The sequence below is a fragment of the Candidatus Bathyarchaeia archaeon genome (assembly GCA_038873195.1).
Classification (GTDB): domain Archaea; phylum Thermoproteota; class Bathyarchaeia; order Bathyarchaeales; family Bathycorpusculaceae; genus DSLH01.
The window spans coordinates 26,921-52,250 of sequence record JAVZEV010000002.1; the positions used below are offsets into that span (position 1 = coordinate 26,921).

Below are 25,330 nucleotides of genomic sequence, written 5' to 3' on the forward strand. Positions count from 1 at the left end.
GCTAGGAAGAAACGTGCCTTATGAAAGTTTCAGGCGTGTACTGCAATATTCCACGAGCTTGATACGCAAATCCTTTAGCAACCAAAACTTTCAAAATTTTTTCTGGACACAAACGTTGCTGTATCAAAAGTTCTAAGGCATGTGTATAATTACGGTTAAGCTCTCTAACGGCTAACACTTGCTGTTTGCTCGATAACGCATAGTCTTTACATTCAACAAGATAAGCCAAACTCATATCAGGCTTAACCGCCAAAACATCACAATGATTTCTACGCGTAAAAACAATGTAACCCTTCTTCCGAAACGCTTCAGCAACCGTGTCTTCAAGAACAGTGCCACTCATTGCAATCCACGCCTATAAACCATGAATCATAGATTGCCCTATTCAAGCATTCTTCTACTTTTTTACTAGATGGATTATCATTCAATACAAACACACCTTAAGAGACACAACCTTCAGAAATCACCAGTAAGGTTTAAATAAATTATGACTTATTTCCGTAGTTAGCTTCAAACAATAAACGGACGGCAATAAATGTCACAAGAATTTCGCCACATACTCAGAATCATAGACAAAGACGTAGACGGCACTCTCAAAGTGCCATACGCTGTATCAAAAGTTAAAGGAATAAGCCTGAGCCTCGCAAACGCAATCTTGAAAAAAGCAGGCGTAAACCCGGAAAAAAGAGCTGGCTTCCTAACAGAAGCAGAAGTTGAAAAAATAGAAGAAATAATAAAAGAACCAACAAAATTCGGACTTCCAAACTGGCTCCTAAACAGAAGAAAAGACCAAGAAACAGGAAAAGACATGCACTTAATCAGCGCAGACCTCGTCCTAAAAACCAAAATGGATATAGAACAAATGAAAGAGATAAAATCATGGCGCGGATACCGCCATGCTTATGGACTGAAAGTACGCGGGCAAAGAACAAAAACCACAGGAAGATCAGGAAAAGCCTTAGGAGTCAAGAAGAAAGCACTCGTGAGACCGCCATCTGAAGAAGGAAAGTAGCCATGGGAGACCCGAAGAAACAAAAAAAGAAATATGAAACTCCACGTTTTCCATGGAGAACTGACATTCTCCAAGAGGAACTCAAACTTTTAGGTCAGTATGGTTTACGAAATAAGCATGAACTGTGGCGACATAAAACATCATTATCAAAGTTTAGAAGCATAGCTCGTTCGCTAATAGGTAAGTCGCCTGAAGAACGCAAAAAAATGGAAGAAGAACTTCTCACGCGTCTGAAGAAGCTAGGCGTTCTCCATGAAACTGCAGTGCTAGATGACGTTTTAGACTTAACAATCGAAGATATCCTTGAACGAAGATTACAAACAATCATTTTCCGTAAAGGCTTAGCCAAAACAATCCATCAAGCTCGGCAATTAATAACTCATGGACACATAACCGTAGGAAAACGAAGAGTCACCGTACCAAGTTATCTGGTGACAAAAGAAGAAGAAAACCAAATTGTATACACGCCCAAAAGTCCACTTGCAAATCCAAGTCATCCCATGCGGCAAACAATAGCCGTCGTAACGACATCACAAACAAAAACAGAAACTGAGGAAGAAACATGAGCAGCACAAGCAAAAAAACCGAAAGATGGGCAGTAGTTCACATTTACAGCTCCTACAACAACACAATGGTGCACGTAACAGACATTTCAGGCGCAGAAACAATATCCAGAACATCCGGCGGAATGTTCGTAAAAGCAGATAGAATGGGCTCATCACCCTACGCAGCCATGAGAGCAGCCACCGCAGCAGCAGAAATAGCCAAAGACAAAGGAATAACAGCAATACACATCAAAGTAAGAGCCCCAGGCGGGTCAGGTCCAAGAACTCCCGGTCCGGGCGCGCAGGCAGCCATTAGAGCTTTAGCGAGAGCAGGTTTTCGCATAGGACGTATAGAGGAAGTCACGCCTATACCACATGATGGCACACGCAGACCCGGCGGCAGAAGAGGAAGAAGAGTCTAGCAAATTCACGTTTTCCATGTATTAATAGAAAAATTGAAATAATGCACCAGTATTCTATTGAACGGCACAGCAGTTATCATATTCATCACGGAGTGTTCAAATAAGTGGAAATAGAAGTGCTTGAAAAAGACGATAAAAGCATGCGTCTGCTTATTCGCGGAGCGGACGTGCCGTTCATGAATGCTTTACGAAGAATAGTAATTGCAGAAGTTCCGTCCATGGCTGTTGACGAAGTTGTAATCCTTGAAAATTCTTCCATATTACAAGACGAAACAATAGCCCACAGGATTGGACTCATACCGCTTAAGACCGACCTGGATAGTTACAACCTACCAGAAGAATGTCCCTGCAAAAGCGAGTTCGGATGCAACCTCTGCAGAGTCACTTTCACATTAGATGCAGAAGCAAAAGAAGGAACAAGAACAGTTTATTCTGGCGAGTTAGTCTCAGAAAACCCCAATGTAACCCCAGTAAGTGGAAATATTCCAATAATAAAACTTGCAAAAGGACAGAAGCTAAGGCTTGAGGCTTACGCAAGACTTGGAAAAGGAAAAAACCACGCAAAATGGCAACCGGTTTCCATGTGCGCATACAAGTATTATCCCAAAATAGAAATTTCCAGTAAAAATTGTGACGCGTGTGGGAAATGCGTGGAAATCTGTCCGAGAAAAGTCTTTGTTAAAACTGACGATAAAATAAAAGTTCGCGATTTAATGGCTTGTACCCTTTGCCAAGACTGTGTCGAAGCTTGTCCACAAAACCCTAAAGCGATAAAAGTTGGTTGGGAAGAAAACAACTTCATATTCAGCCTCGAATCTACTGGTGCACTTCCGCCAGAGAGGATTGTGGCAGAAGCAGTGAAAACATTGGATAAACAGCTAAATGAGCTTGAGAACCATATTAAGGTGAAAAATGATGAAGAGAACTGAAATGACAAATCCTGAACTTATAGCGCTTATTCGTTTTCTGAGAAAACAAAGCAGGGAAAAGAACGCGCGTATCTGGAGAGACATCGCCGAACGCCTACAGAAGCCCAAGAGAAAACGCATAAGCGTAAACCTCAGCCGCTTAAACAGATACACACAAAAGAACGAAATAGTCGCAGTTCCAGGCAAAGTATTGGGCGCAGGAGAAATAGACCATCCTTTAACTGTAGCGGCATTTTCTTTCTCTGCAAAAGCCAAAGAAAAAATCACAGCCGTAAAAGGCAAATGTTTATCGTTTCCCGAAATCATCGAGAAAAATCCTAAAGGCACAAATGTCAAGATAATTGGGTGATAAAATGCAAACAACAAAACCACTCACCATAATTAACGCTGAAGAACTTATTCTAGGCAGAATGGCAAGCGTCATTGCAAAGCGCTTATTGAACGGCGAGGAAATAGTAATCGTTAACGCTGAAAAGGCGGTACTCTCTGGGAAAAAGAAAAGCAAAGTAGCAGAAGCCAAAGAATTCTTGAAAGTAGGAAGCCCGAAAATGGGTCCGTTTCACCCTCGAAGACCCGACAGAATAGTGAGAAGAACAGTGCGAGGAATGCTTCCTTACAAACAGCCAAAAGGCAAACAAGCATATAAGCGACTCAGAGTTTTCATAGGGCTACCAGAAGAATTCAAAAACCAGAAAATGGAAACAATAGAAACCGCCCAAGCCAACAAACTAGCTTGCCCATACTTCACAATAGGCGAATTCGCGAAAGAGTTAGGATGGAACCCTGGTGAATAATAATGCCAGCAAAAAAAGTTTTGGTTGTTAGCGGTAAAAGAAAAACAGCAGTAGCAAGAGCCGTCGTTAAACCAGGCATAGGAAGAATACGCATAAACAAAACCCCCATAGAAATATTTGAACCAAAAATTGCAAAAGAAAAAATTATGGAACCACTTTTACAAGCAGGAGACAACGTCTGGAAACAATTAGACATCGACATAAAAGTTTCAGGAGGAGGCTACATGGGACAAGCAGAAGCCGCAAGAATGGCCATCTCCAACGCACTGCTAAAATGGACAAAAAGCACACATTTACGCTCACTATTTACCGAATATGATAGAACCATGATTGTTGGAGACGCAAGAAGAAAAGAACCTAAAAAATTCGGAGGACCAGGAGCGCGGGCAAGAGATCAAAAGAGCTACAGGTAAAGGAGCCAAAATGAATGATTATACCAGTTAGATGTTTCACCTGCGGAAAATTAATCGGCGACAAATGGGAAGAGTTTGCACGAAGAGTAAAAGCAGGAGAAAGCGCAGGCGAAGTTTTAGACAGTTTGGGAGTAAAAAGGTACTGCTGCAGACGCATGCTACTTTCACACGTAGAAATCATCGACGAAGTCCTACGATTCTACGAAGAAGCAGAAAAACGCAAAGAAGCAAGAAACTACTACTAAACAAAAGAAAAAAGGGAAAAACATGTCAGCAATTATTGAAGACATACTCGCAAGAAAAGTCTTCAACAGCCGCGGAGAAGAAACAATAGAAGTTGACGTAATAACAGCCTCCGGCTTCGGAAGAGCCGCAGCACCAGCAGGAGAAAGCCGCGGAAAAGCCGAAGTAGTTTATTACCCACAAGGCGGAGTAGACCAAGCAATAAAAAAAGTTGAAGAACTCATAGCGCCTGAACTCGTCGGGTTAAATGCGGCTTTTCAAGAAGAAATCGACAAAACACTACATGAAATTGACAGCTCCAGAGATTTCAGAGCAATAGGCGGAAACACCGCCTTTGCAATTTCCCTTGCCAATGCTGAAGCAGCAGCAAACTCGAATGGAGCACTTCTTTTCCAATATTTAGGAGGACACATCGCTAACGAGCTACCTTACCCGCTTGGAAACACAATAAGCGGTGGAAAACACACAAAAGGGAAAAGCCCCGACATACAAGAGTTTCTAGCTCTCCCATTCGGAGCTGAAACCTTTTTTGAGGCTGCCTTGGCTAATGCTCAAATTCACAGAAGAATAGGCGCCATTTTGAAGAAGAAAGATAAACTTTTCAGCGGCGGAAGAAGCGACGAAGGCGCCTGGGTTGCAAACATTAAAAATTTAGACGCGCTTGAAGTTTTGGCTAGAGTCTGCGAAGAAGTTGGAGAGGAAGTAGGTTTTGAATGCGGCTTTGGCGTTGATGTTGCAGCTTCTTCATTATGGAACAGCAAAGAAAAAGTTTACGTTTACGAAAGAGAAAAGAAAAAAAGAAACACGGGCGAGCAACTGGAATATATTTTGGAATTAATTAGAAAGTATCATTTGGTTTATGTTGAAGACCCCTTTCATGAAGAGGACTATGAGGGTTTTGCAGAGCTTATAAAGAAAGTGAAAAACTGCTTGATTTGCGGCGACGACCTTTTTGTCACAAACACCGAGAGACTAACGCGTGGAATAAAAATGCGTGCTGCAAACGCGGTTATAATTAAGGTGAATCAGGTTGGCACGCTTACTGACGCTTGGGAAACCGTTGAAGCTGCAAAAAGAAACGGATACACACCAGTAATGTCGCATCGTTCAGGCGACACTTGCGATTGGCATATTGCCCATCTGGCGGTGGCTTTTAAGTGTCCAGTGATAAAGACTGGAATTGTGGAAGGGGCGAGAATTGCAAAAATCAATGAGTTAATAAGGATAGAAGAGTTTTTAGGAGACAGAGCCAAGATGGCTAGTCTCCAGATACTTTGAGAGGGACATGAATTTGCCAGAAGATGAAGAAATTAAAGAAGCTGAAGAAAAAGAAAAATCAGAGGAAGAAACTGCAGCAGCGGTTCCAGAAGAGGAGCTTCTGTTACCACGAGACACGCTGCTTTCAGCGGGAATTCACATTGGAACGAGAATGAAAACCGGCGACATGGAACAGTTCATTTACCGTGTTAGACCAGACGGCTTATTCGTCTTGGACGTGAAAAAAACAGATGACCGCATAAGAGTTGCCGCCAAATTCCTTGCAAGATTTGAACCGTCAAAAATTGCGGCAGCCGCAGCTAGATTATATGCGCAGGAGCCTGTTAAGAAATTCTGCGAAGTAATCAAAGCCACGCCCGTGATTGGTCGTTTCATTCCAGGATTGTTGTCAAATCCATTGTATCCGAACCGCATTGAACCTGAAGTGCTTGTCGTTTCCGACCCAAGAGCTGATTTTCAAGCCGTTAGAGAAGCATCTTCCGTTGGCATTCCTGTAGTGGCTTTATGCAGCACAGATAATGAATTTTCGGATGTGGACTTTGTTATTCCAACAAACAATAAGGGTAGAAGAGCCTTAGCGGTTATTTACTGGCTTTTGGCAAGGCAAATATTACGTGAAAGAGGAGAATTGCCTCCAGACAAAGATTTACCTGTAACGATTGATGATTTCGAAGCTAAGATTTTGAAGGAAGAGGAGGAAACTTAGCAGAGATGGCGAAGATTCGGCGTCCAACGCAAGCTGGAGCCTTCTATGAAGGAAACGCCGAATCCTTGAGAAAACAGATAGAGCAGTGTTTTTTGCATAAGTTGGGACCGGGAAAACTGCCCAGAGTGGGTGAAGTTGGTCCGAGACGCATCATTGGTTTGGTTTGTCCTCATGCGGGTTACATGTTTTCTGGTCCGGTAGCAGCTCATGCCTATTATAAGCTGGCTTTGGATGGTAAACCGGACATTGTTATTCTTTTTGGTCCGAATCATACTAGTTATGGCAGCGCCTTAGCCGTTATGAATGATGGTGTTTGGCGTACGCCTTTAGGTGATGTTGAAGTAGATGGTGAAACAGCCAACCGTATTGTGCGTGAATCGCGCATAGTTGATGTTGACGATTCCGCTCATCAGTTTGAACATTCAATTGAGGTTCAGCTTCCATTTCTCCAATATCTTTACGGTTCAAGCTTCAAAATTGTGCCCATTTGCTTTTTGATGCAAGATTTGCCCTCTGCGAGAGAAGTTGGACAAGCTGTGGCTAAGGTTTTAGCCGAGAAAAACGCGGTGGTAATTGCGTCTTCGGACATGACACATTATGAGCGGCAGGAAAAAGCGGCTAAAAATGATGGGTTGGCTCTAGAAGCCGTCGAAGCAATGGATGAAGCTAAATTTTATTCAATTATAGAAGCCTACAATATTAGCGCGTGTGGATACGGTCCAATATCAGCTTTAATTGCAGCAGCGAAAATTTTGGGGGCAAAAGAGGCAAAATTATTATGCTATAAGACTAGTGGAGATATAATTGGCGACTACTCAAGTGTCGTTGGGTATGCTGCCGTCTCCTTCACAAAATAGTGGTGTAGAATGGGGGTTGTTGCCTCTGCTCCCGCGAAGATAATACTCTTCGGAGAGCACTTTGTCGTCTACGGCGAACCAGCAATAGTACTAGCCATCGATAAAAGAGCCTACGCCGAAGCAGAACAACGCGACGACAAACGTCTTTGCCTGCACTCTGTAAACTTAAACCTAGCTGGTTACTTCGAGAATGGAACCTTCAAGATTGAGCAAGGCGACGCAAAAGAGGCAAAATCAAAGTTTGAGCCGATTAGGTTTGCTGTGGCAAAAGTTTTAGAAAAATATGGAGAAAATGTTGGGCTAAACATCAAAATCAACTCGACAGTTCCGGTTGCTGCAGGGTTAGGTTCTTCAGCAGCCGTAGTTGCAGCCGTCACAGCAGCGGTAGGCGCACTTTTGAATGTTAAAATGTCTAAGGAAGATGTTTTCCGAACTACTTTTGAATCTGAGAAAATTGTGCATGGCACACCATCCGGAATCGACCCTGCAATTTCAACTTTCGGCGGAACACTTCTTTTTCAAATGGACACCGGTTTTAAACCATTAGAAGTTAAAGCGGATATCCCGCTTGTTATTGGAGACACGGGAGTTGAAAGGTCTACGCGCGCTCAAGTGGAAAAAGTGCGGAGCATAAAAGAGAAGTATCCACAAATCGTAGAGCCAGTAATGTTGGCAGCGCGTGAAATTGTCTTGCGAGCCATAGACGCCTTAAAAGAAAATGACTTAGAAACTCTTGGAGAAATGATGAACATCAATCACGCGTTGCTTTACGGTGTCGGAGTTTCAGACGAATCATTAGAATGGCTCGTGAATGCGGCACGAAAAGCTGGAGCTTTAGGTGCAAAGTTGACCGGAGCAGGCGGCGGAGGATGCATGATAGCACTAGCAAAAAATGAAAATCTTGAACGCGTTTTTGAGGCTATTCAGAGAGTTGGCGGAAGACCTTTCATGGCAAGAAAAACCGACGAAGGGGTGAAGATTGAGCGAACCTAAACCGACAATTTTGAAAATAGGCGGTTCAGTAATAACCGACAAAAATGGAGAACTAGCAGCACGAACACAAGACATAGCGCGTCTAGCAGAAGAAATACAGAACGCAAATGTCAAAAATCTGATAATTGTTCACGGCGGCGGAAGCTTTGGGCACCCAGTAGCGCAAAAATACTCCATAAACATGGGATTCAAAGAAGAAAACCAGAAAGTTGGTTTTGCAGAAACGCATCACATGATGACGGTGCTTAATGGCTTGCTGATGGATGCATTAATCTGGCGTGGCATCCCGGCAGTAAGCGTTACACCATCCTCATGCATAATGACCAAAAAGGGCAGAATTCAATGTTTCGAAAAAGCACCACTAACGTCTTTATTGAAAATGGGTTTCTTGCCCGTCATGTATGGCGACGCAGTTCTCGACACAGAAATGGGCTTCGCAATATTATCAGGCGACCAGCTTATCTCGCATATCGCTGTAGATTTTAACGCAGAACGAATCATAGTCGGAGTTGACGTTGACGGTTTATACGACAACGACCCTAAAATCGACAAAAACGCCAAAATTTTCACACGTCTAACATTGAATGAACTCAAAAAACTTCAAGACAAACTAGGCAAATCCACAGGTCGCGATGTCACAGGAGGCATGTTCGGCAAAATAGTTGAGCTCATATCCGCCGTCGAAAAAGGAATACCAATAACAATTGTAAATGCCACAAAACCAAATTATGTTTACAAAGCTCTAAAAAAAGAGAAGGTGCAAGGCACCTTAATAGAGAAGGAATAAATTTGACTAAGGAAACGAGAAAACGCAAAGCAGAACACATCAAAATTGCCTTAAATGAGAACGTTCAAGCCAAAAGAGCCACAACAGGCTTCGAAGACGTCTTCTTTATCCACAAGGCTCTACCAGAAATTGACAAACAAAAAATAAACTTGTCAACAACCGTTTTTGGTCACAAGTTTGCTGCGCCAATCATCGTAGGAGCCATAACAGGCGGAACCCCAGAAGCAACAAAAATCAACGCAAACTTAGCCCAAGCCGTCGAAGAGTTAGGCTTAGGAATGGGCGTCGGAAGCCAACGGGCCGCCATAGAAGATAAAAAACTTGAACAAACCTTCAAAATAACAAGAAAAAAAGCTCCAACAGCCTTTCTGATAGCAAACATAGGCGGAGTACAACTCGCTCACGGATATAGCCTAAAAGAAGCCAAAAAAGCCATTGAAATGATTGACGCAGACGCTCTAGCAATACACTTAAACCCATTACAAGAGGCTGTTCAGCCAGAAGGACAAACCAACTTCAGAGGCGTAATCGAAAAAATAGGCGAAATCGCAAAAGGACTAGACAAACCGGTCATTGTTAAAGAAACGGGCGCTGGCATAGCCGCAGAAGAAGCGAAAAGACTTGAAGCATTAGGCGTTAAGGGTATAGACGTGAGCGGCGCTGGAGGCACAAGCTTCGCGGCAGTTGAATATTACCGAGCGAAAGGACGAAAAAACAGTTTCCAACGTAGGCTAGGCGATGTTTTCTGGGACTGGGGCATCCCAACAGCCGTAAGCATCGTTGAAGTTTCCCAATCCGTCCACATTCCAGTTATTGCTTCTGGAGGAATACGGGAAGGGTTAGATGTTGCGAAGGCATTGGCTTTGGGCGCAAGCCTTGCAAGCCTCTCACAGCCAATTCTTGAAACAGCAGTTAAGGGCTTAAAGGAAACAAAAGATGCACTTTCGCTTCTGATGGAAGAATTGAGAAATTGCATGTTTCTCGTAGGCGCAGACTCCATTCATTCTCTGCGAGAAAAACCATTAATTTTAGTGGGTAAAACGGCTGAATGGTTAAAACTGAGAGGATTCAACATAGAAAGTTACGCGCGGAGAGGAAGGAGCTAAAAGAATTTGGATATTGAAAAATTCCTCGAAGAGAAAGCTGCGCTGATAGATAAAACTATTGAAAAGTACATTCCAAGAAAATTTTCTAAGGACTCAGCTGTTTTTAGGCTCAACCCGCCAAACTACGCATACAATTTAGACGCTTTAAACAAGGCAGTAGCCGAACCCATCTGGGAGTTTCTCGACAGAGGCGGAAAACGATGGCGTCCAGCCTTGTTCTTGTTAATATGCGAAGCCTTAGGCAAAAAATCAGAAGACTTCGTTGATTTCGCCATAATTCCAGAAGTAGTTCACAACGGAACATTAATGGTAGACGACATAGAAGACGCATCCGAACTCCGAAGAGGAAAACCATGCACATACAAAATCTACGGATTAGACATTGCCATAAACGCTGGAAACTCCATGTATTACCTGCCACTTCTGCCACTAATTGAGAAAAAAGCAAAAGTGCCTCCTCAAAAACTTTGCAAAGTTTGCCAAATCTACGTGCAAGAAATGATAAGCCTCAGCCTCGGTCAAGCAATGGACATAGCTTGGCATAGAGGCTTAGCAAACGCCGATGAACTAGGCGAGAAAGACTACTTGCAAATGTGCGCTTATAAGACTGGAACATTAGCTAGAATGGCTGCAAAAATGGCTGCTGTATTGGCGGATGCAAACGAGGAGCTTGTTGAAAAACTTGGCTTTTTTGCTGAAAGCATAGGCGTAGCATTCCAGATACAAGATGACATTTTAGACTTAACAAGCGGAGAATTTGCAAAAAAGAAAGGCAGACGCGGACAAGACATAACAGAAGGAAAAAGGTCGCTCATAGTGATTCACACATTAAAAGTCGCCAACACCAAAGACAAAAACAGACTCATCGAAATCCTCAACATGCACACTTCCAACCAGAAACTCATAGAAGAAGCCATAGCAATAATGGAAAAATACGACTCAATAAATTACGCAAAAAACCTCGCAAAAGAAATGGTTAAGGAAAGCTGGAAAAAAGTTGAAAAACTTCTACCAGCTTCCGACGCAAAAGAAAAACTGAACGCCTTTGCAAAATTCTTAATTGAAAGGAAACTCTAGTTCTAAAAGAGCGTTAAAACCTTTGGTACTCAAAGAGAACACTGAATTGAGGGAGATAATTCGAAAGGCTGCTTTACTAAATGCCATTAGGCATTATGGCAAGGCACAAGCAGGACCAGTTATTGGAAAAATTCTAGGCGAAAAACCAGAACTGAAAGGCAAAATTAAAGAGTTATCCACCATCATCAATGAAGTTATCCAAGAAGTTAATAGCCTATCCTTTGCTGAGCAGAAGCGTATCGTCGAAGAGAAATGGCCGGAAGCTCTTGTGAAAGAGAAGGTAGAAGAGGAAAAGCGTCTTCCACCATTGCCAAACGTCGACAAATATGCAATGGTTGTTACGCGTTTTTCGCCGAATCCAGACTGTGTTATACATTTGGGTTCAGCAAGAGCGATTATACTTTGCCACGAATACGCACGTATGTATAAAGGCAAATTTATTCTGCGCTTTGAGGACACAGACCCAAAACTTAAGCGTCCCGTTTTGGAGTTTTATGAGCGCATCAGAGAAGATTTAGTTTGGCTTGAATGCAAACCAGATGAAGAGTACATCCAAAGCGATAGGATACCTATTTACTACGAGCACGCGGAAAAATTGCTGAGAGAAGGCAACGCTTACGTCTGCACGTGCCAGCCAGAAACGTTTCGAAAGAAAATCCTAGCCAACAAGCCTTGTGAATGTCGCAATTTGCCGCCAGAAGAACACCTCACAAGATGGCAACGCATGCTCAGAGGCAATTATGAAGAAGGCGAGGCAGTGCTTCGAGTGAAAACCGATTTGAACCATCCAAACCCAGCAGTTAGAGACTGGCCTGCAGCCCGCGTTATAGACACTGAAAAGTATCCGCATCCGCGTGTTGGAAGCAAATATCGTGTTTGGCCTCTGTACAATCTGGCTTGCGGTGTAGACGACCACTTAATGGGCGTAACCCATATAATCCGCGGAAAGGAACATTTAACAAACCAAGCTCGACAGGAGTATCTCTACAAGCATTTGGGATGGAAATATCCAGAAACAATACATTATGGCAGGTTAAAGATAACTGGAGCCTCTCTAAGCAAGTCAAAGATTGTTCAGGGAATGCGAGAAGGCATTTACAAGAGCTGGGATGACCCGCGACTTGCAACTTTCGCAGCGCTAAGAAAACGTGGAATAACGCCGGACGCAATCAAGAAAATGATAATTGATGTTGGACCTAAAACTTCTGATGTAATTCTGAGCTGGGAAAACCTCTATGCATATAACCGCAAAATCTTAGACCCAACAGTTAACCGCTACTTCTTTGTGCACAATCCAATAGAGTTAACCGTGAAGCATATTCCAAAAACTTTCAAAGCAAAGCTTCACTTGCATCCTGACAAGCCTGAAAAGGGAAGCAGAGAATATATAGTAAAGCCGGAAGGCGAAGCGCATTCTGCAAGCTTCTGGGTTTCCAAGAAAGATGTGGAAGCCTCAACCGTTGGAAGCCTTATTCGCCTCATGGAGCTTTTTAACATAGAGATTGAAAAGAGGGATGCATATTCTGTTGATGCGTTGTTTGTCAGCGAATCCTACGAAGAAGCGAGAAAAGTTAAGGCTCCGCTCATTCATTGGATACTCGTGGGAGAAGACATGCCCTGCCAAGTAGTGATGCCAGACGCTTCGGTTGCCGAAGGAATCGCCGAGAGCATTTGCAAACAGCTAAAGCCCAACACTCTAATACAGTTTGAAAGATTTGGCTTTGTTAGAATCGACAAAGTTAACACGAAGTTAACAGCATACTACGCTCACAAATAGCTAGAGGAGAAAAAACATGCGAAAACAAGACAAAGTAATAATCTGGCCAGCCTATTTCGATTCAACAAAAACAAGAAAGGAAGGAAGACGGGTTCCTCAAAACTTAGCTGTGCCGTCTCCAAAAATCTTAGAGATAAAGGATGCTGCAGAAAAAATTGGCTTAGAATACGAGCTTGTTTTGGATGCTGGTTATCCTAAAACGCCATTTTTACCAAAATCGGGCATGATGCTTATCAAGAAGAAGGAAGCAAAACAGAAGGTAATTGTGAAAATTGCGAAACAGCTTTTGAAAATTCGAAGCTCGACTCCTACGGCAAAATAGGCGTGTGTTAGCTCTTTTCTTCTTCGCTGATTAATATGGCGTTAACTACACCGTTTTGTCCAGGACGAGAAGTGACACGCGCCAAACCCAACGAAGTTTCTATGACGGCACTTTTAGTTATGACGCCTCTACGGTCGTAATCGATGTTTGTGGGATTTTTAACGACTCGTATAATTTCAACTTTTTTTGTTTTTCCACTTTTAGGGTCGGTTACACACGCATACTTGTCGCTTAAAATCTTAACTTTTAAGTTTCCGCCTCTTCCTCTGGAGATTTTGCGTTTAGGCTCACCTACAATTGTTTCTACTGGAAATGAGCCTTGTTCAAACTTCCGTTTTCCTCTGTAGGCTCTTTTTCTGCCTCCCGATGGCTTTTTCTTGTGCAGATCACCATGCCAAACTGACATGCTTATTTCCCTATTCTTTCAGTTTAAGTGTTCACTATCAACATTTATTTTGCATATAAACCTATCCATTTCAGGTTTGGGGAGTTTCTTGTTTTGAAAAATCTTCAAAAACATGTTTTAACTCTTTTTTCATAGTTGCAGTGTCGTGGCTCAATCCGAAGTAGTCTGCAAAGTATTCTGTGGTTTTTAGAACCCATGACCGCCCGCTTCTTTCGCTGGCAATTAAGCCCATCTCCTTCAACAGTTTAATGTGTCCGTAGGCGTGGTGACCGCGGACATCGACGACTCGTTTCTGTGAGACAGGTTGCCTATAAGCTATGTAAGAGAGTGTTTTTAATGGGCCAGTGGAAAGCAAGGGTCTGTTAACAAGTCTTCTAACAAGAGGTGTGAATTCTGCTTTTAGTTGTAGAACGTATCGTTCGTCTTTTAGCTCCAGAATTTCCAGAGCGGTGTTTCTGTTTGCATAATCCTGCATTATATTTTTCACTAGTTTTCTAACCTTGTTTTTGGAACGAGTTTTTAAAACCGAACACAATTCGTTTAGGTCTAAGGGGCGACCTGCAACGTATAAGGCAGCTTCTACCAAGGACAAGTCACGCTGCATTTTTTCTGCAGTTTGCTGTTGAAGACTCGTATCTAAATTAACTGCTTGCTTCTCGGTTTTCTGCAATGTTCAAATCTCCAACAGTTATGTATATCTCTTCAGTTTGTTCATCTTGCCACAATTTTATTTTTCCTTCCTGCGCCAAAAACAGCAAAAGTATGAATGTGCGAATGGCTTCTAGCCGTCCGATACCTTTGATTAAGGTTGAAAATTCTATTATGCCCGCACCTTTGACTCTTTCAGAAAGCGAAGTGTAAAGTTTTTCCATTTGCAATTCGATTTCCATTAGGTAAATATCCAGTTGTGGAAGAATTTCTGATGGTGTTGGCAGAATGGGTTCTGCTGCAGCTTTTTCAAGGTGTATTAGTTTTTCGCCTTTTAAGACGTCATCCAGAACTTCAAGCAGATGCTTAATGGTTGTTGATGTTAACTCGTGTCTAAGTGGCAAAAACAAGGGTGGGGGCAAAAAGTCTTGTGGAGGTTTAGGCGGCGGTGGTGGTTCCTCAAGTTTTAGCAGAAGCTTTGACTTCATCAAATATATAAGGGCTGAAGAGTCGAGAGCTACGCCTGAAGCTCTAAAATCCACTTGTCCAACCCTTTCCATTTCTTCAAGAAATGTGGTAAGTAAATAGGAAATGTTGATGTTCCAAGGTGTTAACTTTTCAAGTTTGTGAAATTCGAATAGAATGTTCCATGGGGGACGCATGTAAAAGGGCTTTTTGAGTGTTGCAGAAGCCATTAGCTTGGCACCTCTAAGAATTTGGCTGAAATGACATTTGAGACTCCATTGCGTCCGTAAACACCGTAAACTTTCTGCGCTTTGTTTACCATTTCAGGCTTTAGAGTGATGACTATGAATTGGGTTTTTTCGGATTCTTCCAATAAAACGTCTGCAAGTTTTGAGACGTGGAAAGCATCAAGATGCGCGTCTATTTCGTCGAGTATGTAGAAGGCTGCTGGAGTAAACTCTTTCAAAGCGAATATAAAGGCGACCGCTGCGACCGAACGTTCGCCACCACTGGCTCCGCTTACAACTATGGAAGGTTTGTTGGGAAACTGAACAATCATGTCGATGCCGCCGGAGAAGGGCTCATCTGGATTCTCGAGTTTCAGTGTGGCGTTTCCGCCTCCTGTTAGTTTTGCGAAGTACTTTCCAAGGTTGCTATTGATTTTTTCGAAGGCATCTATGAATACTTTGCGTTTTTTGCGTTCTATCTCATCCATAAACTGTACTATGGCTTGTTTTTCTCTTTCCAACTCGTTTAATCTCATGGAAAGTTCTTTGTAACGTGAGATTTGTTCTGCGTAATGCGAAAGGGCAAGTTGGTTTACTGCGCCTATTCGTTCGAGTTCAAGCTGCATCATTCTTATTGATGTTTCAGCTTCTGCGACTTGCGAGGGCGTCACTGTTAATGGTTGTTCATAACCTAACTGTCTAAGCTGGTTTCTGTATTGTTCAAGCTGTAACAGAGATGTTTGAATGGTTAGCTGAAGCTGATTCAACAAGCGGTCAGCTTGCTCATACTCTGAATCAAGCTTACGCAGTTCTTTATCTATATCATCAATTTGAGCGGTGAAATTCTTAGCTTCTTCCCTTGCTGACAAAACACTCTTTGAAAGTTCAACACGGTTCTTTTCCAGCTCCGTCAACTCATGCTTAAGCGATTCCCGCTCTTGCAATGCACCTTCTACTTCTTTCTCAACTCTCCTAAGCTGCTGTTCAACCTTTGCAAGCTGGATTTTTGCGTTTTGGTATCCAACTCTTAAAACGTTATCAAATTGTGACTGCAAAGTTGAAGTTTCCGTTTGTATTGTGCCTAGTTTCTGCCTTAAAGTGATTATTTCTTCTGCAAGTTTCTCTCTTTTAACTTCCATCTCTTGAATGTGCGACGGGTCAGTTTTCCGTCTTAGGGAAGCCAATTCTTTCTGAAGCTTTCTCATCTCTTTCTGAATGCTGCTTTGTTCAGCCTTGTGCAGCCACATCTGTGTCTTTTCATTTTCAACCTCTTTCTCAAGCCGTCCAATGATATGTTCTACTCGCTTAACATTCGATTTTGTTCTTCTCATGCTTCTTTTAACCCTAGCTATCTCTCTGTCAAGCGTTGTAATAGCCTCTGATAAGCGAGTAATTTCAACACGTGTTCTATCAATTTCATCCTCGAAAGTTGTTATGTCGCTGCCTCGCCTCGAAAGATGCTGCTGAAGAGCACTCACAGCTTCTTCAAGGCTTTTGATTGCAGATTCGCTTGGGATGATTGTGGAAAAATCAATTGGCGCACGGTAATAACCGCTTTCGAAGGCACCGCCCACTTCGTAAAGGTCTCCGTTGACTGTTACTACACGGTAGCCTTCATTGGATAAGGCAAAGGCGGTTTTGTCATCTGAAGCTATGAGCGTGTCGCCTAAGACAAAGTTAACTGCTGGCTCATAATGCTTCTCGCATTTCACAAAAAACGGGGCAGCACCATTCACGCCTTCCCTTTCTGGAACTTTTGAAACCTTAGGCTTCAACGCACCTTCAAGCGGAATTATCTTTATTCGCCCCAGCTTCATCCTCCTCAAAGTTTCCGTGCACGTAAACGCAGCATCAAAATCCTTCACAACTATCGCATCAAGCCATCCAGCCGCTGCCGCTTCAATCGCCTGTTTATAGGCTTTGTCAATCTTAATTAGATTGCGTAGTCTGCCATACACGCCTGAAATTACGCCAAGGTCGCCAAGCTCTTCTATGCTTTTAAGAGCTTTTTCTTCCGAAGCCACAGTTTCCGCGAGTTCTTTTTGCGTTACAAACTCAATAACTGCTTCGCGTGCTGAGTCAGCTATCTTTCCAGCTTCAGCAATTTCGCGTTCCACAGCTTCTTTTTGGGCTATTCGTCGTTCGAGTGCGCGTTCAAGATTTTTCAGTTGAGTTTTCTGTTCTTTTTGCACTTTTTCAAGTTCAGTTAATGATTTTTCAAGTTCACTGAGTGTCGCGGCGAATCTTTCTCTGCGTTCTTTCAAGTCTTTGAGTCGTCTTGCGCGTAGTTTGATGGCTGTGTGGCTTTTCACCTGTTCAGACCTTAAGTAGGTTAACCTTTTGTAATTGCTTTCAAGTTTCTGTTCTATTTCATGGATTCTTTTGCTGTTTTCTCCAAGATTTTCCCATAGTTGGGCGGTTTCCTTTGCTAACGTGTCATGCTCTGCTTGCTTTGCGGTTATCTGGTTCAGAATTTCTTCATATTCAGTTTTTAGCCGTTTTATTTTCAAGCGGTTTTCGCGGATTTCATCTCGGATGGTTTGGTATTGTTTAAGATTGTTCTCTCTTATCCGTTTTAGACCTTCCAAACTTGTTTTTCCAGAACTTATCTTGGTTGTTAACTCCGTTAATTTCGATTTTAATTCGCCAATTTTTATCTGAACCCTTAAAACTTGTGAGCCACCTTCTTCGACAAGTTCTGAACTTAGCTTACGCCATTCTCCTTCAATTTCTCTTCTTTTTGACCTACGCTCTTCACGTAACTGCCTTAACTTTTCAACCATGCTTCTGAGCTTGTCTGCTTGTGAAGAAGTTTCTTTTGTTTTTTCCTGTATCTGCGCCATATCATGCGAAAGTTTAACAGCTTCAAACTTTTTTATTTCATTCTGAATAAAACTGAACCGTAATAACTCGTTGCGTTCCCTTTCTAGGTCGTCTACGCGCTTTTGCACTTCGTCTATTCTGCCCATAGCTGTGCGAATTGAGACGTCAGCCGCGCGTAGTTTCTCCTCCGCCTCAGCCTTCTCAGCATCATACTGGGCAATTCCAACCAAATCCTCAATGATTTTCCTACGCTCTGGCGGAGAAATGTCTGTTAAGCGAGTTATTGTGCCTTGCAAGATTATGTTTTGGCTGGTTGAGCTTATTCCAGCCATTAGTAGAATTTCCAGAATCTGCGCACGGGAGATTCTTCTTCCATTAAGTCTGTAAACGCTTTGTCCGTTTCTGTAAACTTCCCGTGAGACAGTGACTGTTGTTGTGTCAACTGGCATGCGCCCGTCCGAGTTGTCAAACTGAATTATTACCTTAGCCATCTTCGCTTTTTCTAATCCAGCCTTTTCAGAACCGTGAAAAATTAGTTTAGCCGCATTTTCTGCACGGAGGCGTCTGGTGCTTAACTCGCCCAAAGCGAAAAGAACTGCGTCAACAATGTTTGTTTTTCCGCTTCCGTTCGGTCCCGTGATTGCCGTGAAGCCTCTATCTAGAGTTACTTTAACGGTTTGCGGACCGAACGATTTGAAACCTTTAACTTCGATTTTTTTAATGTAGGGCATCTAGTTTGCGCCCTCACCCTCACGGGAAGATAGAGCATTCTTATTATAGAGACTTCTGTAAGATTTTTCTATAAAAAGATTACATTCCAATGTTTTAACGGTTATGCACGGTTTAAAGGCTATTTTTCAGCTTTTACTCCATACTTTGTAGCCATTTTCTTTACAAACTCTTTAAGGCGCTCGTCTTCGCCATACACAAGCAAGTAGCCATCGTTTTGAAGTTTACAGGATAGGTTTGATTCTTGAGCTAACGTCTTCAATTTTTCAATGGGCAACTCGGCTGAAGGCTTAACTCGAATCCACCTTTGTTCTCTCGGCAATCCAGGAACGAATCTTGTTTCTTCCTCCTCCAAGTCGGGCATGCGCACGCTGGCTTCGTCTAAACGTTTAAGCCATTCATCCGCGTATTCAACTCCGAATTTTTTCTGTCCTTCAGAGATAAGGTAAGATTCAACATTACCAAGATATTCCTCGATTTTCTGCATAGTCTCTCCACGATATGGGTCAGCCTTCAAAATTTTAATCATGGTCCTAGCAGATTTTAGGTTATCCATAACATCCACTGGAATTGAGATACCTTTTTTTCGGAATTCCATAATCATTTCTTCCAGAACTTTCCACACAGCCAAATATCCCATACTGTCAATTCACCATTCTCTGAATTAGCATCGAAACTATAAAGGGTTATCACAAAATGGTTAATTTTTGGCTGGGTCAACGTGAATTACGCAGTGTTGACATCCTGTTTCACGACTGATTTTTTCTTTACCTCTTCTGCAATGCGATCTGCTTCTTCTATTGGCGTGCCCCTTGCAACTTCTATGTGAAAGCCGGTGTGAATAATGTTAGGTCCAACGTATTCAGCCTTCAAATCATGAACGCCCAGTACGCCTTTCACGGATTTGGCTGTGGATTCTATTTTTTCCATAAACTGTCTCTCGGGTGCTCTGCCTATCAAATAGTGAACGTTGTCTTTAAAGAGGTATATGCCGCTTAATGCGATTACCGTGGCTACGATAATAGAGGCTACAGGGTCAGCTAAGTGGTATCCTTGACCTACAAGAATTACCGCAATCAACGCGGCTACGTAAGAAAACTCATCCTTAAGAAGCGCAATCAACTGCGCTTTAACCGAAGCTCCTTTTGTTTTTACCCTCAAAATGTTCTTTTCGTTGCGTCTACTTAAAAGATTTAATACTTAAGAGCAAAGTGTAGTGTGTGATTTGGATGATAAAGATAAAAAGAGTTTATGATACGCCCTCAAGGGAAGATGGTTACAGAATCCTTGTAGATAGATTATGGCCGAGAGGATTATCAAAAGAAAAGGCCAAAGTTGACTTGTGGTTGAAAGAAATTGCGCCTAGTGACGAGTTACGAAAAAGGTTTTGTCATGACCCTGCGAAATGGGAAGAATTTAAAGAAAAATACGCTGAAGAGTTAAAAGGCAAGAGGGATTTGCTCCTTAAGATTAAACTGCTTGAGAAAGAAAAGGAAACTGTTACACTTCTTTATGCTACAAAGAACGAAGAACAAAATAACGCAGTCGCATTGAGTGGCGTATTGAAAAGTGTGTAAACTTTAAGCCTTCACTATGTTTTTTCTGTAAACCCACATCACAAGAGGGAGTGCTATCGCCAAATAGGAAATGTGAACGATTATTCTTGCCCATTCTGCGCTTACCGTATAACCGAACAACACTGCAAATATAGAGCCTATTACGCCTTTATGATGAAGTGGGCTGTCCGCGGGAATGTTCAAAGCATACGCTGATTCGCTTAGCCAACCAGCTTTGAAACCAGTTTCTTCATAATATTCCAAAAGTTCATGCGTGCCATAGCCGGCTAAGCCGCCCGCGAGCAGAATTAACATTACGCTTGTTAAATAGAAGAATCTTTGCAGGTTAATTTTCATGCCAGCTACGAAAATGCCGTAAGCCAACAGAACAGCGGTTAAGATTCCTAAAAGCATTCCAGTCAGCGTCGCTATTGCATCGTTTAATAGAAACGGTGTAAGAAAAAGGACGGTTTCGAAACCTTCTCTGAAAACCACGATAAATCCAAGGGAAGATAATCCGATTATGGCGCTTCGTGATGCTGCACGTTCAACATGTTTCTCCGTTTCTTCACGAATGTGTCTGCCCTTAACAGCCATCCAATAAATCATGAAGGACAAAACTGCAACGGCGATAAATGCTGCCAATGCTTCAAATAGTAGCCTAAAAGTGTCTGGAAGAATGCCATATGTAAACCAAACAATCACGCTTATACTAAGGCTGGCGACTACGGCTGAGGATATTCCATACCACACGTAACGCGTCAAACCATGTCTACCGCTTCTAGCTAGATAAGACAATATTATTGCGGCTATTAGCGCCGCTTCAAGGGTTTCTCTAAAAGTTATTAGGTATTGTCCAAACATTTACATGCACTTCAACGCATCTGTGAGTAGGCATAATTCACATTTTTCGATATCAATTGCGGGGTCAAGGGTCTTGTGCATTTGACACAGCAAGCCTTTGAAACGTATTGTTTTGCAGATTTCGCAGAATGCTTGAATGAAGCTTTTACGGGATAAATCACCTTTTGCTAAGGCTTCTGCCAGATTTTCTATTAGTTTTGTTATTTCTGGGTCGTTTTCTAGGTTTATGGCTTTGCCGCGCATTTTTCTTTCGTATAGGCTTATGGCGGGTTGGCTTATTCCTAGTCGTTTAGCTGCTTCTGTCTGTGTTAGGTTATACTTTGTTGTGAGTGTTTTGGCTATCATGGCGCGGACTGGGGGTAATAGGCATTTTACTGCTACTTCGCAGGGAAGCGACATTTATGTTGTCTCCGGATAGTATTGTGTAGAAAGGCATAAATATACTTTATTACAATTGTAATATTAAAATGAGGGAACACAACATGAAATGGAGAAACATAACCAAACTTTCAGAAAACGTTTACTGGGTCGGCGCAAGAGACTGGAACCGCAGACTTTTCGACGCATTAATTCCACTACCAAAAGGAACAAGCTACAACGCCTACTTAGTAATAGGCAAAAACAAAACGGCATTAATCGATACGGTAAACCCAGGCTTTGAGAAAGAACTAGAAGAAAAAATACGCATGGTTGTAGACCCAAGCGAAATTGACTATGTAGTAATGAACCATGCAGAACCAGATCATGCAGGCACAATACCATATATTATGGGACTTAACCATAAAGCTAAACTGGTGACAACAAGCAAAGGCGCCAAAATGGCCCAAACATTCTACAAAGTCCCAGAAGAACGAATAATAACGGTTAAAGACCAAGAAACCATCGATTTAGGCGGCAAAACCTTACGTTTTATAGAAGCACCAATGCTTCACTGGCCAGAAACAATGTTCACGTATCTGCAAGAGGATAAAATTCTGTTTCCATGCGACTTTTTCGGTTCACACTTGGCAAAGGGACAATATGACGATGAAGTGGAAGACTTGCTTGTTCACGCTCAGAGATATTGGGGTGAAATAATGATGCCTTTTGCCGTTATGGCTAAAAGAGCGTTAGAAAAAATAAAGGATTTAGAAATTAAGATGATTGCGCCAAGCCATGGACCAATCCATAGAAATCCCGAACGCATACGAAATGCCTATTATAAGTGGGCAAACGGAGAAACAAAACAAAAAGCAATCATTGTTTACGTAACTATGTGGAACAGCACAGAAAAAATGATTCAATCAATCGCGGACACTTTAGCGTCCGAAGGCATCGAAATCGCACTGTATAATTTAACATTAAGCGATATTGGAGATGTCGCTAAAGATTTGGTAGACTCGAAAGCCATAGTGTTAGGCGCACCCACAGTTTTAGGCGGTGCACACCCATTAGCCGTTTACGCCACTTATTTGGTGAAAGCCTTAAAACCGCCACTCAAATTCGCCGTCGTTCTAAGCTCTTATGGGTGGGGCGGAGGCGCAATAAAGCAAGTTCAAGAAGTTCTCGGTCCATCAAAAATAGAAGTTGTCGGCGCGTTAGAAGTTAACGGTCCACCAACAGAGAATGATATCAGTAAAATAGTTGAACTGGGTAAAACTCTTGCTGGAAAGATTAAGGAGACGCCGTGATGAGCGAAATAGCCGAGAACAAGAAGAAAATGCTGAAAGAAATAATCACGCAGTTGCATGCGGGTGTTCCGCCTCAACAAGTAAAAGAGAGATTTAAACAATTTTTAGGAAGCATAAGCTCAGAAGAAATTGCTAAAATTGAAAATGAACTTCTTAAAGAAGGCATGCCAAGAGAGGAAATTCAACGCCTATGCGATGTTCACCTTGCAGTTTTTAGGGAACAGTTAGAAAAGCAGAAGCCAGAGATTCCTCCAGAACGTCCGATTGGAATTCTATTAGAAGAACATAAAATTATGTTGCAACTCGCAGAAAAACTCGCTTCTGTTACAAACAAGATTAAGCAGATAAACGACAAAAATTACGTTGGAGACGCAATCCACCAACTGCAACACATAGCAAGAGACTTCACAGACTCAGAAAAACATTACTTACGCGAAGAAAACGTGCTCTTCCCAGTCATAGAAAAACATGGAATCACTGAGCCACCAACAATAATGTGGATGGAGCACAACCAGATAAGAGAGAAAAAGAAACAACTCAGCAACCTAGTCGGAAAATACGACAACACAGATTTTCAAGACTTTAAGAAACAGCTCGTAGAAGCTTCTGCTGCATTAAACGAAATTCTCCCAAGCCACTTTTTCAAAGAAAACAACATACTATTTCCAACCGCAATTAAAATTATTACAACCGAAGAATGGACAGATATCAGGCGCGAGTTTGATGAAATTGGATACTGCTGTTTCACACCGCCACACATTATAGCAGCACCAAAACTCGAAGAAACAAAAAAAGAAGAAGTATTAGCACATGAGGGCGTACTACAATTTGAAACTGGCTCTCTCTCAAAAGACGAAACCGAAGCCATTTTAAACGCGCTTCCAATAGACATATCATTCGTCGACGCAAACGACACCGTGAAATACTTCAACAAAGCAGAAAAAAGAATATTTATCCGCACAAAAGCCGTCATTGGACGCAAAGTTCAGCTCTGCCACCCACAAAAAAGCGTCCACATAGTAAACAAAATCCTAGAAGCCTTCAAAACAGGCAAAAAGGACATGGCGGAATTCTGGATTACAATGGATAACCGCCTAATACACATAAGATACTTCGCTGTGAGAGATCAAAACGGAAAATACCTCGGAACAATAGAAGTAACACAGGACTTAACAGACATAAAGAAAATTGAAGGAGAAAAAAGACTTCTAGACTGGAAGGAATGAAAAATCTTCAAAAAAACATGTAGAATTTTGGTGCATCATTCAAAAAGGCTGGCGTGTTGGCTGTAACCCGCCTTCTGTTCCGTGGCATTTGACTAATCGGGCTACCCGCGCCTTGGGTAGATTCCGCATCAGCGTCTGTTTGCCCTTTCCACTTGCAGGACGGCCGTTTCACCGCTTCCAGCCCAGCATTCTCAACAACTTAGTATGCATCATCGGCACTTGCGGGGTGGACGTTTCGTTTCTGCTCCGTTGCCAAGGCTCTCGCCTTACATCCTTGCGGATGTTGCAATTCTACGTGTGGGCGGAGTTTCCTCAAGCCTTCTGTTACGAGGCTCGAAAGCCACTCACCAACTCGCCAGCCCAAAATATGAAAGGTAAACACTGCTCAATAAGAATTTTGGAAACCTTAATTTTGTTAAGTCTATACCTTAATTGCGTTAGCGAGTGGCTAGGGCATGTTTAAGCGTGTTATTTTAGTGACGGGAACTCCATGCGTTGGAAAAACTTCAGTCGCGCGCTTGCTTACTTCCAAGCTTGGTGCCTTGTACATTAATTTGACCGAGTTAGCTACACGTGAAAATCTTGTTTCTGGAAAGGATGAACAGCGAAACTCCATAATTGTTGACGAAAGCAAGATGCGACGGAAAATTGATGAAATCGTTAAGAGTTCCGATAAAGATAACGTCATCATTGATGGACATTACGCTGTGAACGTTACTCCTAAAGAGCTTATAACTCATGCTTTTGTTTTGAGGCGGGACCCTGTTGAACTACGTGCTTTCATGGAGAAATGCGGTTTTTCCAACCGCAAACTGTGGGAGAATTTAGCGGCTGAAATTTTGGATGTTTGTTTGGTTGACGCTTTAAACGTGCTTGGAAAGGATAAGGTTTGCGAGTTAAATGTGTCTGGTAAAAGCGTAGAAGAGATTGCGGAGGAAATCATAGAAGTTTTGGAAAAACGCAAAAAATGCCGCGTGGGCATTGTGGATTGGATAGGAAAGTTAGAAAGTGAAGGCTTGCTGAGTGAGTTTCTGAAAATTTGATGTTTTCATCTCAAACTAAGAGCGATTTGTTGTCTTGTTAGCAGTGTGACTTTTCTTCTGTTTGCGTAAGCTTTTGCGTGGTCGCTGAAGTTTTCTCCAATCAAAATTGGATTTGACAAACCTGCGTCTTCGGAAGCCTTGTCCAAGTTTATTACAACATTTATGCCTATCGTTCGGTTCCAGTCTCTTATCCAAACTCCTTGGGCGGTGCGTCCTTTTTGGACGATTAGGTCGAATTTTCTTGAGATTCCACTGTAGCCTTCGAGAGCGGTTGTTTCTTGTATTTTGTAGCCTGCTTTTGTGAAATAGCGCATTGCAAGCTTGGCTAGGTCAGATGGCGTTTTTGTCTTCTCTTCGCTGTTCATTTGTTTTCCTCGTGTATTAAGCGTTATTTAGTTGTGTGTGGAAAAGG

At 42.3% G+C, this 25,330-nt stretch carries 31 protein-coding genes and 1 other RNA gene; 21 read left to right on the top strand and 11 right to left on the bottom strand.

Features of this window, described 5'->3' with window-relative positions; genetic code table 11:
• Position 1: 1 nt before the first annotated feature.
• Entirely contained in the window at positions 2–343 is a 342-nt protein-coding gene (locus QXW63_08265) for a restriction endonuclease (GenBank protein MEM3461885.1), read from the bottom strand.
• 192 nt (positions 344–535) lie between these two features.
• Here QXW63_08265 and QXW63_08270 point away from each other — a divergent pair, with 192 nt between their 5' ends.
• The 17 genes from QXW63_08270 (at position 536) to QXW63_08350 (ending at position 13,261) form a co-directional block, all read left to right on the top strand.
• Positions 536–1,012 (top strand): 30S ribosomal protein S13, encoded by a 477-nt coding sequence (locus QXW63_08270; GenBank protein ID MEM3461886.1) that lies wholly within the window; start codon positions 536–538, stop codon positions 1,010–1,012.
• Positions 1,013–1,014: 2 nt separating this feature from the next.
• Entirely contained in the window at positions 1,015–1,578 is a 564-nt protein-coding gene (locus tag QXW63_08275; protein MEM3461887.1) for a 30S ribosomal protein S4, read from the top strand.
• Entirely contained in the window at positions 1,575–1,979 is a 405-nt protein-coding gene (locus QXW63_08280; protein ID MEM3461888.1) for a 30S ribosomal protein S11, read from the top strand. The genes QXW63_08275 and QXW63_08280 overlap by 4 nt, the downstream gene beginning before the upstream one ends.
• A gap of 104 nt (positions 1,980–2,083) precedes the next feature.
• Positions 2,084–2,908: a DNA-directed RNA polymerase subunit D gene (locus QXW63_08285; protein MEM3461889.1), complete on the top strand. Its 825-nt coding sequence runs from the start codon at positions 2,084–2,086 to the stop codon at positions 2,906–2,908.
• Positions 2,895–3,257, top strand: coding sequence for a 50S ribosomal protein L18e (locus QXW63_08290; protein ID MEM3461890.1), 363 nt, complete (start codon positions 2,895–2,897; stop codon positions 3,255–3,257). Before QXW63_08285 ends, QXW63_08290 begins: the two co-directional genes overlap by 14 nt.
• 4 nt (positions 3,258–3,261) lie before the next feature.
• On the top strand, positions 3,262–3,702 hold the full coding sequence (locus QXW63_08295) for a 50S ribosomal protein L13 (GenBank protein ID MEM3461891.1): 441 nt from the start codon (positions 3,262–3,264) through the stop codon (positions 3,700–3,702).
• 2 nt (positions 3,703–3,704) lie between these two features.
• Entirely contained in the window at positions 3,705–4,115 is a 411-nt protein-coding gene (locus QXW63_08300) for a 30S ribosomal protein S9 (protein ID MEM3461892.1), read from the top strand.
• 14 nt (positions 4,116–4,129) lie between these two features.
• The gene (locus QXW63_08305) at positions 4,130–4,360 is read left to right on the top strand and encodes a DNA-directed RNA polymerase subunit N (protein MEM3461893.1); all 231 of its coding nucleotides are present in this window, start codon (positions 4,130–4,132) and stop codon (positions 4,358–4,360) included.
• Positions 4,361–4,382: 22 nt separating this feature from the next.
• Positions 4,383–5,636: a phosphopyruvate hydratase gene (eno, locus tag QXW63_08310; protein MEM3461894.1), complete on the top strand. Its 1,254-nt coding sequence runs from the start codon at positions 4,383–4,385 to the stop codon at positions 5,634–5,636.
• Positions 5,637–5,643: 7 nt separating this feature from the next.
• Positions 5,644–6,342, top strand: a complete 699-nt coding sequence (gene rpsB / locus QXW63_08315; protein ID MEM3461895.1) for a 30S ribosomal protein S2 — start codon at positions 5,644–5,646, stop codon at positions 6,340–6,342.
• Between the two features lie 5 nt (positions 6,343–6,347).
• Entirely contained in the window at positions 6,348–7,199 is an 852-nt protein-coding gene (gene amrB, locus QXW63_08320) for an AmmeMemoRadiSam system protein B (protein ID MEM3461896.1), read from the top strand.
• Between the two features lie 9 nt (positions 7,200–7,208).
• Entirely contained in the window at positions 7,209–8,192 is a 984-nt protein-coding gene (gene mvk / locus QXW63_08325; protein ID MEM3461897.1) for a mevalonate kinase, read from the top strand.
• Positions 8,179–8,979 carry an isopentenyl phosphate kinase gene (locus QXW63_08330; GenBank protein MEM3461898.1) on the top strand — a complete coding sequence of 267 codons (801 nt, stop codon included), beginning with the start codon at positions 8,179–8,181 and terminating at the stop codon, positions 8,977–8,979. The genes mvk and QXW63_08330 overlap by 14 nt, the downstream gene beginning before the upstream one ends.
• Before the next feature lie 2 nt (positions 8,980–8,981).
• Positions 8,982–10,085, top strand: a complete 1,104-nt coding sequence (fni, locus tag QXW63_08335; protein MEM3461899.1) for a type 2 isopentenyl-diphosphate Delta-isomerase — start codon at positions 8,982–8,984, stop codon at positions 10,083–10,085.
• A gap of 6 nt (positions 10,086–10,091) precedes the next feature.
• Complete coding sequence (locus QXW63_08340; protein MEM3461900.1) at positions 10,092–11,162, top strand: polyprenyl synthetase family protein; 1,071 nt, start codon at positions 10,092–10,094, stop codon at positions 11,160–11,162.
• Positions 11,163–11,208: 46 nt separating this feature from the next.
• The gene (locus tag QXW63_08345; GenBank protein MEM3461901.1) at positions 11,209–12,939 is read left to right on the top strand and encodes a glutamate--tRNA ligase; all 1,731 of its coding nucleotides are present in this window, start codon (positions 11,209–11,211) and stop codon (positions 12,937–12,939) included.
• 16 nt (positions 12,940–12,955) lie between these two features.
• Positions 12,956–13,261 carry a signal recognition particle subunit SRP19/SEC65 family protein gene (locus QXW63_08350; GenBank protein MEM3461902.1) on the top strand — a complete coding sequence of 102 codons (306 nt, stop codon included), beginning with the start codon at positions 12,956–12,958 and terminating at the stop codon, positions 13,259–13,261.
• Positions 13,262–13,268: 7 nt separating this feature from the next.
• Here the strand turns inward: QXW63_08350 and QXW63_08355 are convergent, their stop codons facing one another.
• From QXW63_08355 to QXW63_08380, 6 genes are all read right to left on the bottom strand, one after another.
• On the bottom strand, positions 13,269–13,667 hold the full coding sequence (locus QXW63_08355; protein MEM3461903.1) for a 30S ribosomal protein S8e: 399 nt from the start codon (positions 13,665–13,667) through the stop codon (positions 13,269–13,271).
• A gap of 70 nt (positions 13,668–13,737) precedes the next feature.
• On the bottom strand, positions 13,738–14,337 hold the full coding sequence (gene scpB / locus QXW63_08360) for an SMC-Scp complex subunit ScpB (GenBank protein MEM3461904.1): 600 nt from the start codon (positions 14,335–14,337) through the stop codon (positions 13,738–13,740).
• Complete coding sequence (locus QXW63_08365) at positions 14,309–15,010, bottom strand: hypothetical protein (GenBank protein MEM3461905.1); 702 nt, start codon at positions 15,008–15,010, stop codon at positions 14,309–14,311. The genes scpB and QXW63_08365 overlap by 29 nt, the downstream gene beginning before the upstream one ends.
• Entirely contained in the window at positions 15,010–18,561 is a 3,552-nt protein-coding gene (gene smc / locus QXW63_08370) for a chromosome segregation protein SMC (protein ID MEM3461906.1), read from the bottom strand. Before smc ends, QXW63_08365 begins: the two co-directional genes overlap by 1 nt.
• A gap of 119 nt (positions 18,562–18,680) precedes the next feature.
• Entirely contained in the window at positions 18,681–19,199 is a 519-nt protein-coding gene (locus tag QXW63_08375) for a DUF2096 family protein (GenBank protein MEM3461907.1), read from the bottom strand.
• Positions 19,200–19,285: 86 nt separating this feature from the next.
• Entirely contained in the window at positions 19,286–19,720 is a 435-nt protein-coding gene (locus QXW63_08380; GenBank protein MEM3461908.1) for a cation diffusion facilitator family transporter, read from the bottom strand.
• A 68-nt stretch (positions 19,721–19,788) separates the two neighbouring features.
• Between QXW63_08380 and QXW63_08385 the strand changes: the two genes are divergently transcribed.
• Positions 19,789–20,136: a DUF488 domain-containing protein gene (locus QXW63_08385; protein MEM3461909.1), complete on the top strand. Its 348-nt coding sequence runs from the start codon at positions 19,789–19,791 to the stop codon at positions 20,134–20,136.
• A gap of 3 nt (positions 20,137–20,139) precedes the next feature.
• Here QXW63_08385 and QXW63_08390 read toward each other — a convergent pair whose 3' ends face one another.
• Both QXW63_08390 and QXW63_08395 read right to left on the bottom strand, forming a co-directional pair.
• Positions 20,140–20,979 carry an FTR1 family protein gene (locus QXW63_08390; GenBank protein ID MEM3461910.1) on the bottom strand — a complete coding sequence of 280 codons (840 nt, stop codon included), beginning with the start codon at positions 20,977–20,979 and terminating at the stop codon, positions 20,140–20,142.
• Entirely contained in the window at positions 20,980–21,378 is a 399-nt protein-coding gene (locus tag QXW63_08395; GenBank protein MEM3461911.1) for a helix-turn-helix domain-containing protein, read from the bottom strand.
• 83 nt (positions 21,379–21,461) lie between these two features.
• Here QXW63_08395 and QXW63_08400 point away from each other — a divergent pair, with 83 nt between their 5' ends.
• The gene (locus QXW63_08400; GenBank protein ID MEM3461912.1) at positions 21,462–22,649 is read left to right on the top strand and encodes an FprA family A-type flavoprotein; all 1,188 of its coding nucleotides are present in this window, start codon (positions 21,462–21,464) and stop codon (positions 22,647–22,649) included.
• Complete coding sequence (locus tag QXW63_08405) at positions 22,649–23,875, top strand: DUF438 domain-containing protein (protein ID MEM3461913.1); 1,227 nt, start codon at positions 22,649–22,651, stop codon at positions 23,873–23,875. Before QXW63_08400 ends, QXW63_08405 begins: the two co-directional genes overlap by 1 nt.
• Before the next feature lie 51 nt (positions 23,876–23,926).
• Here QXW63_08405 and rnpB read toward each other — a convergent pair.
• Positions 23,927–24,231, bottom strand: an RNA gene (gene rnpB, locus QXW63_08410) — RNase P RNA component.
• A gap of 99 nt (positions 24,232–24,330) precedes the next feature.
• Between rnpB and QXW63_08415 the strand changes: the two genes are divergently transcribed.
• Entirely contained in the window at positions 24,331–24,918 is a 588-nt protein-coding gene (locus tag QXW63_08415) for an adenylate kinase family protein (GenBank protein MEM3461914.1), read from the top strand.
• Positions 24,919–24,923: 5 nt separating this feature from the next.
• On the opposite strand, the gene QXW63_08420 is transcribed toward QXW63_08415, so the two are convergent.
• Positions 24,924–25,283 carry a restriction endonuclease gene (locus tag QXW63_08420; GenBank protein MEM3461915.1) on the bottom strand — a complete coding sequence of 120 codons (360 nt, stop codon included), beginning with the start codon at positions 25,281–25,283 and terminating at the stop codon, positions 24,924–24,926.
• Between the last annotated feature and the right edge of the window lie 47 nt (positions 25,284–25,330).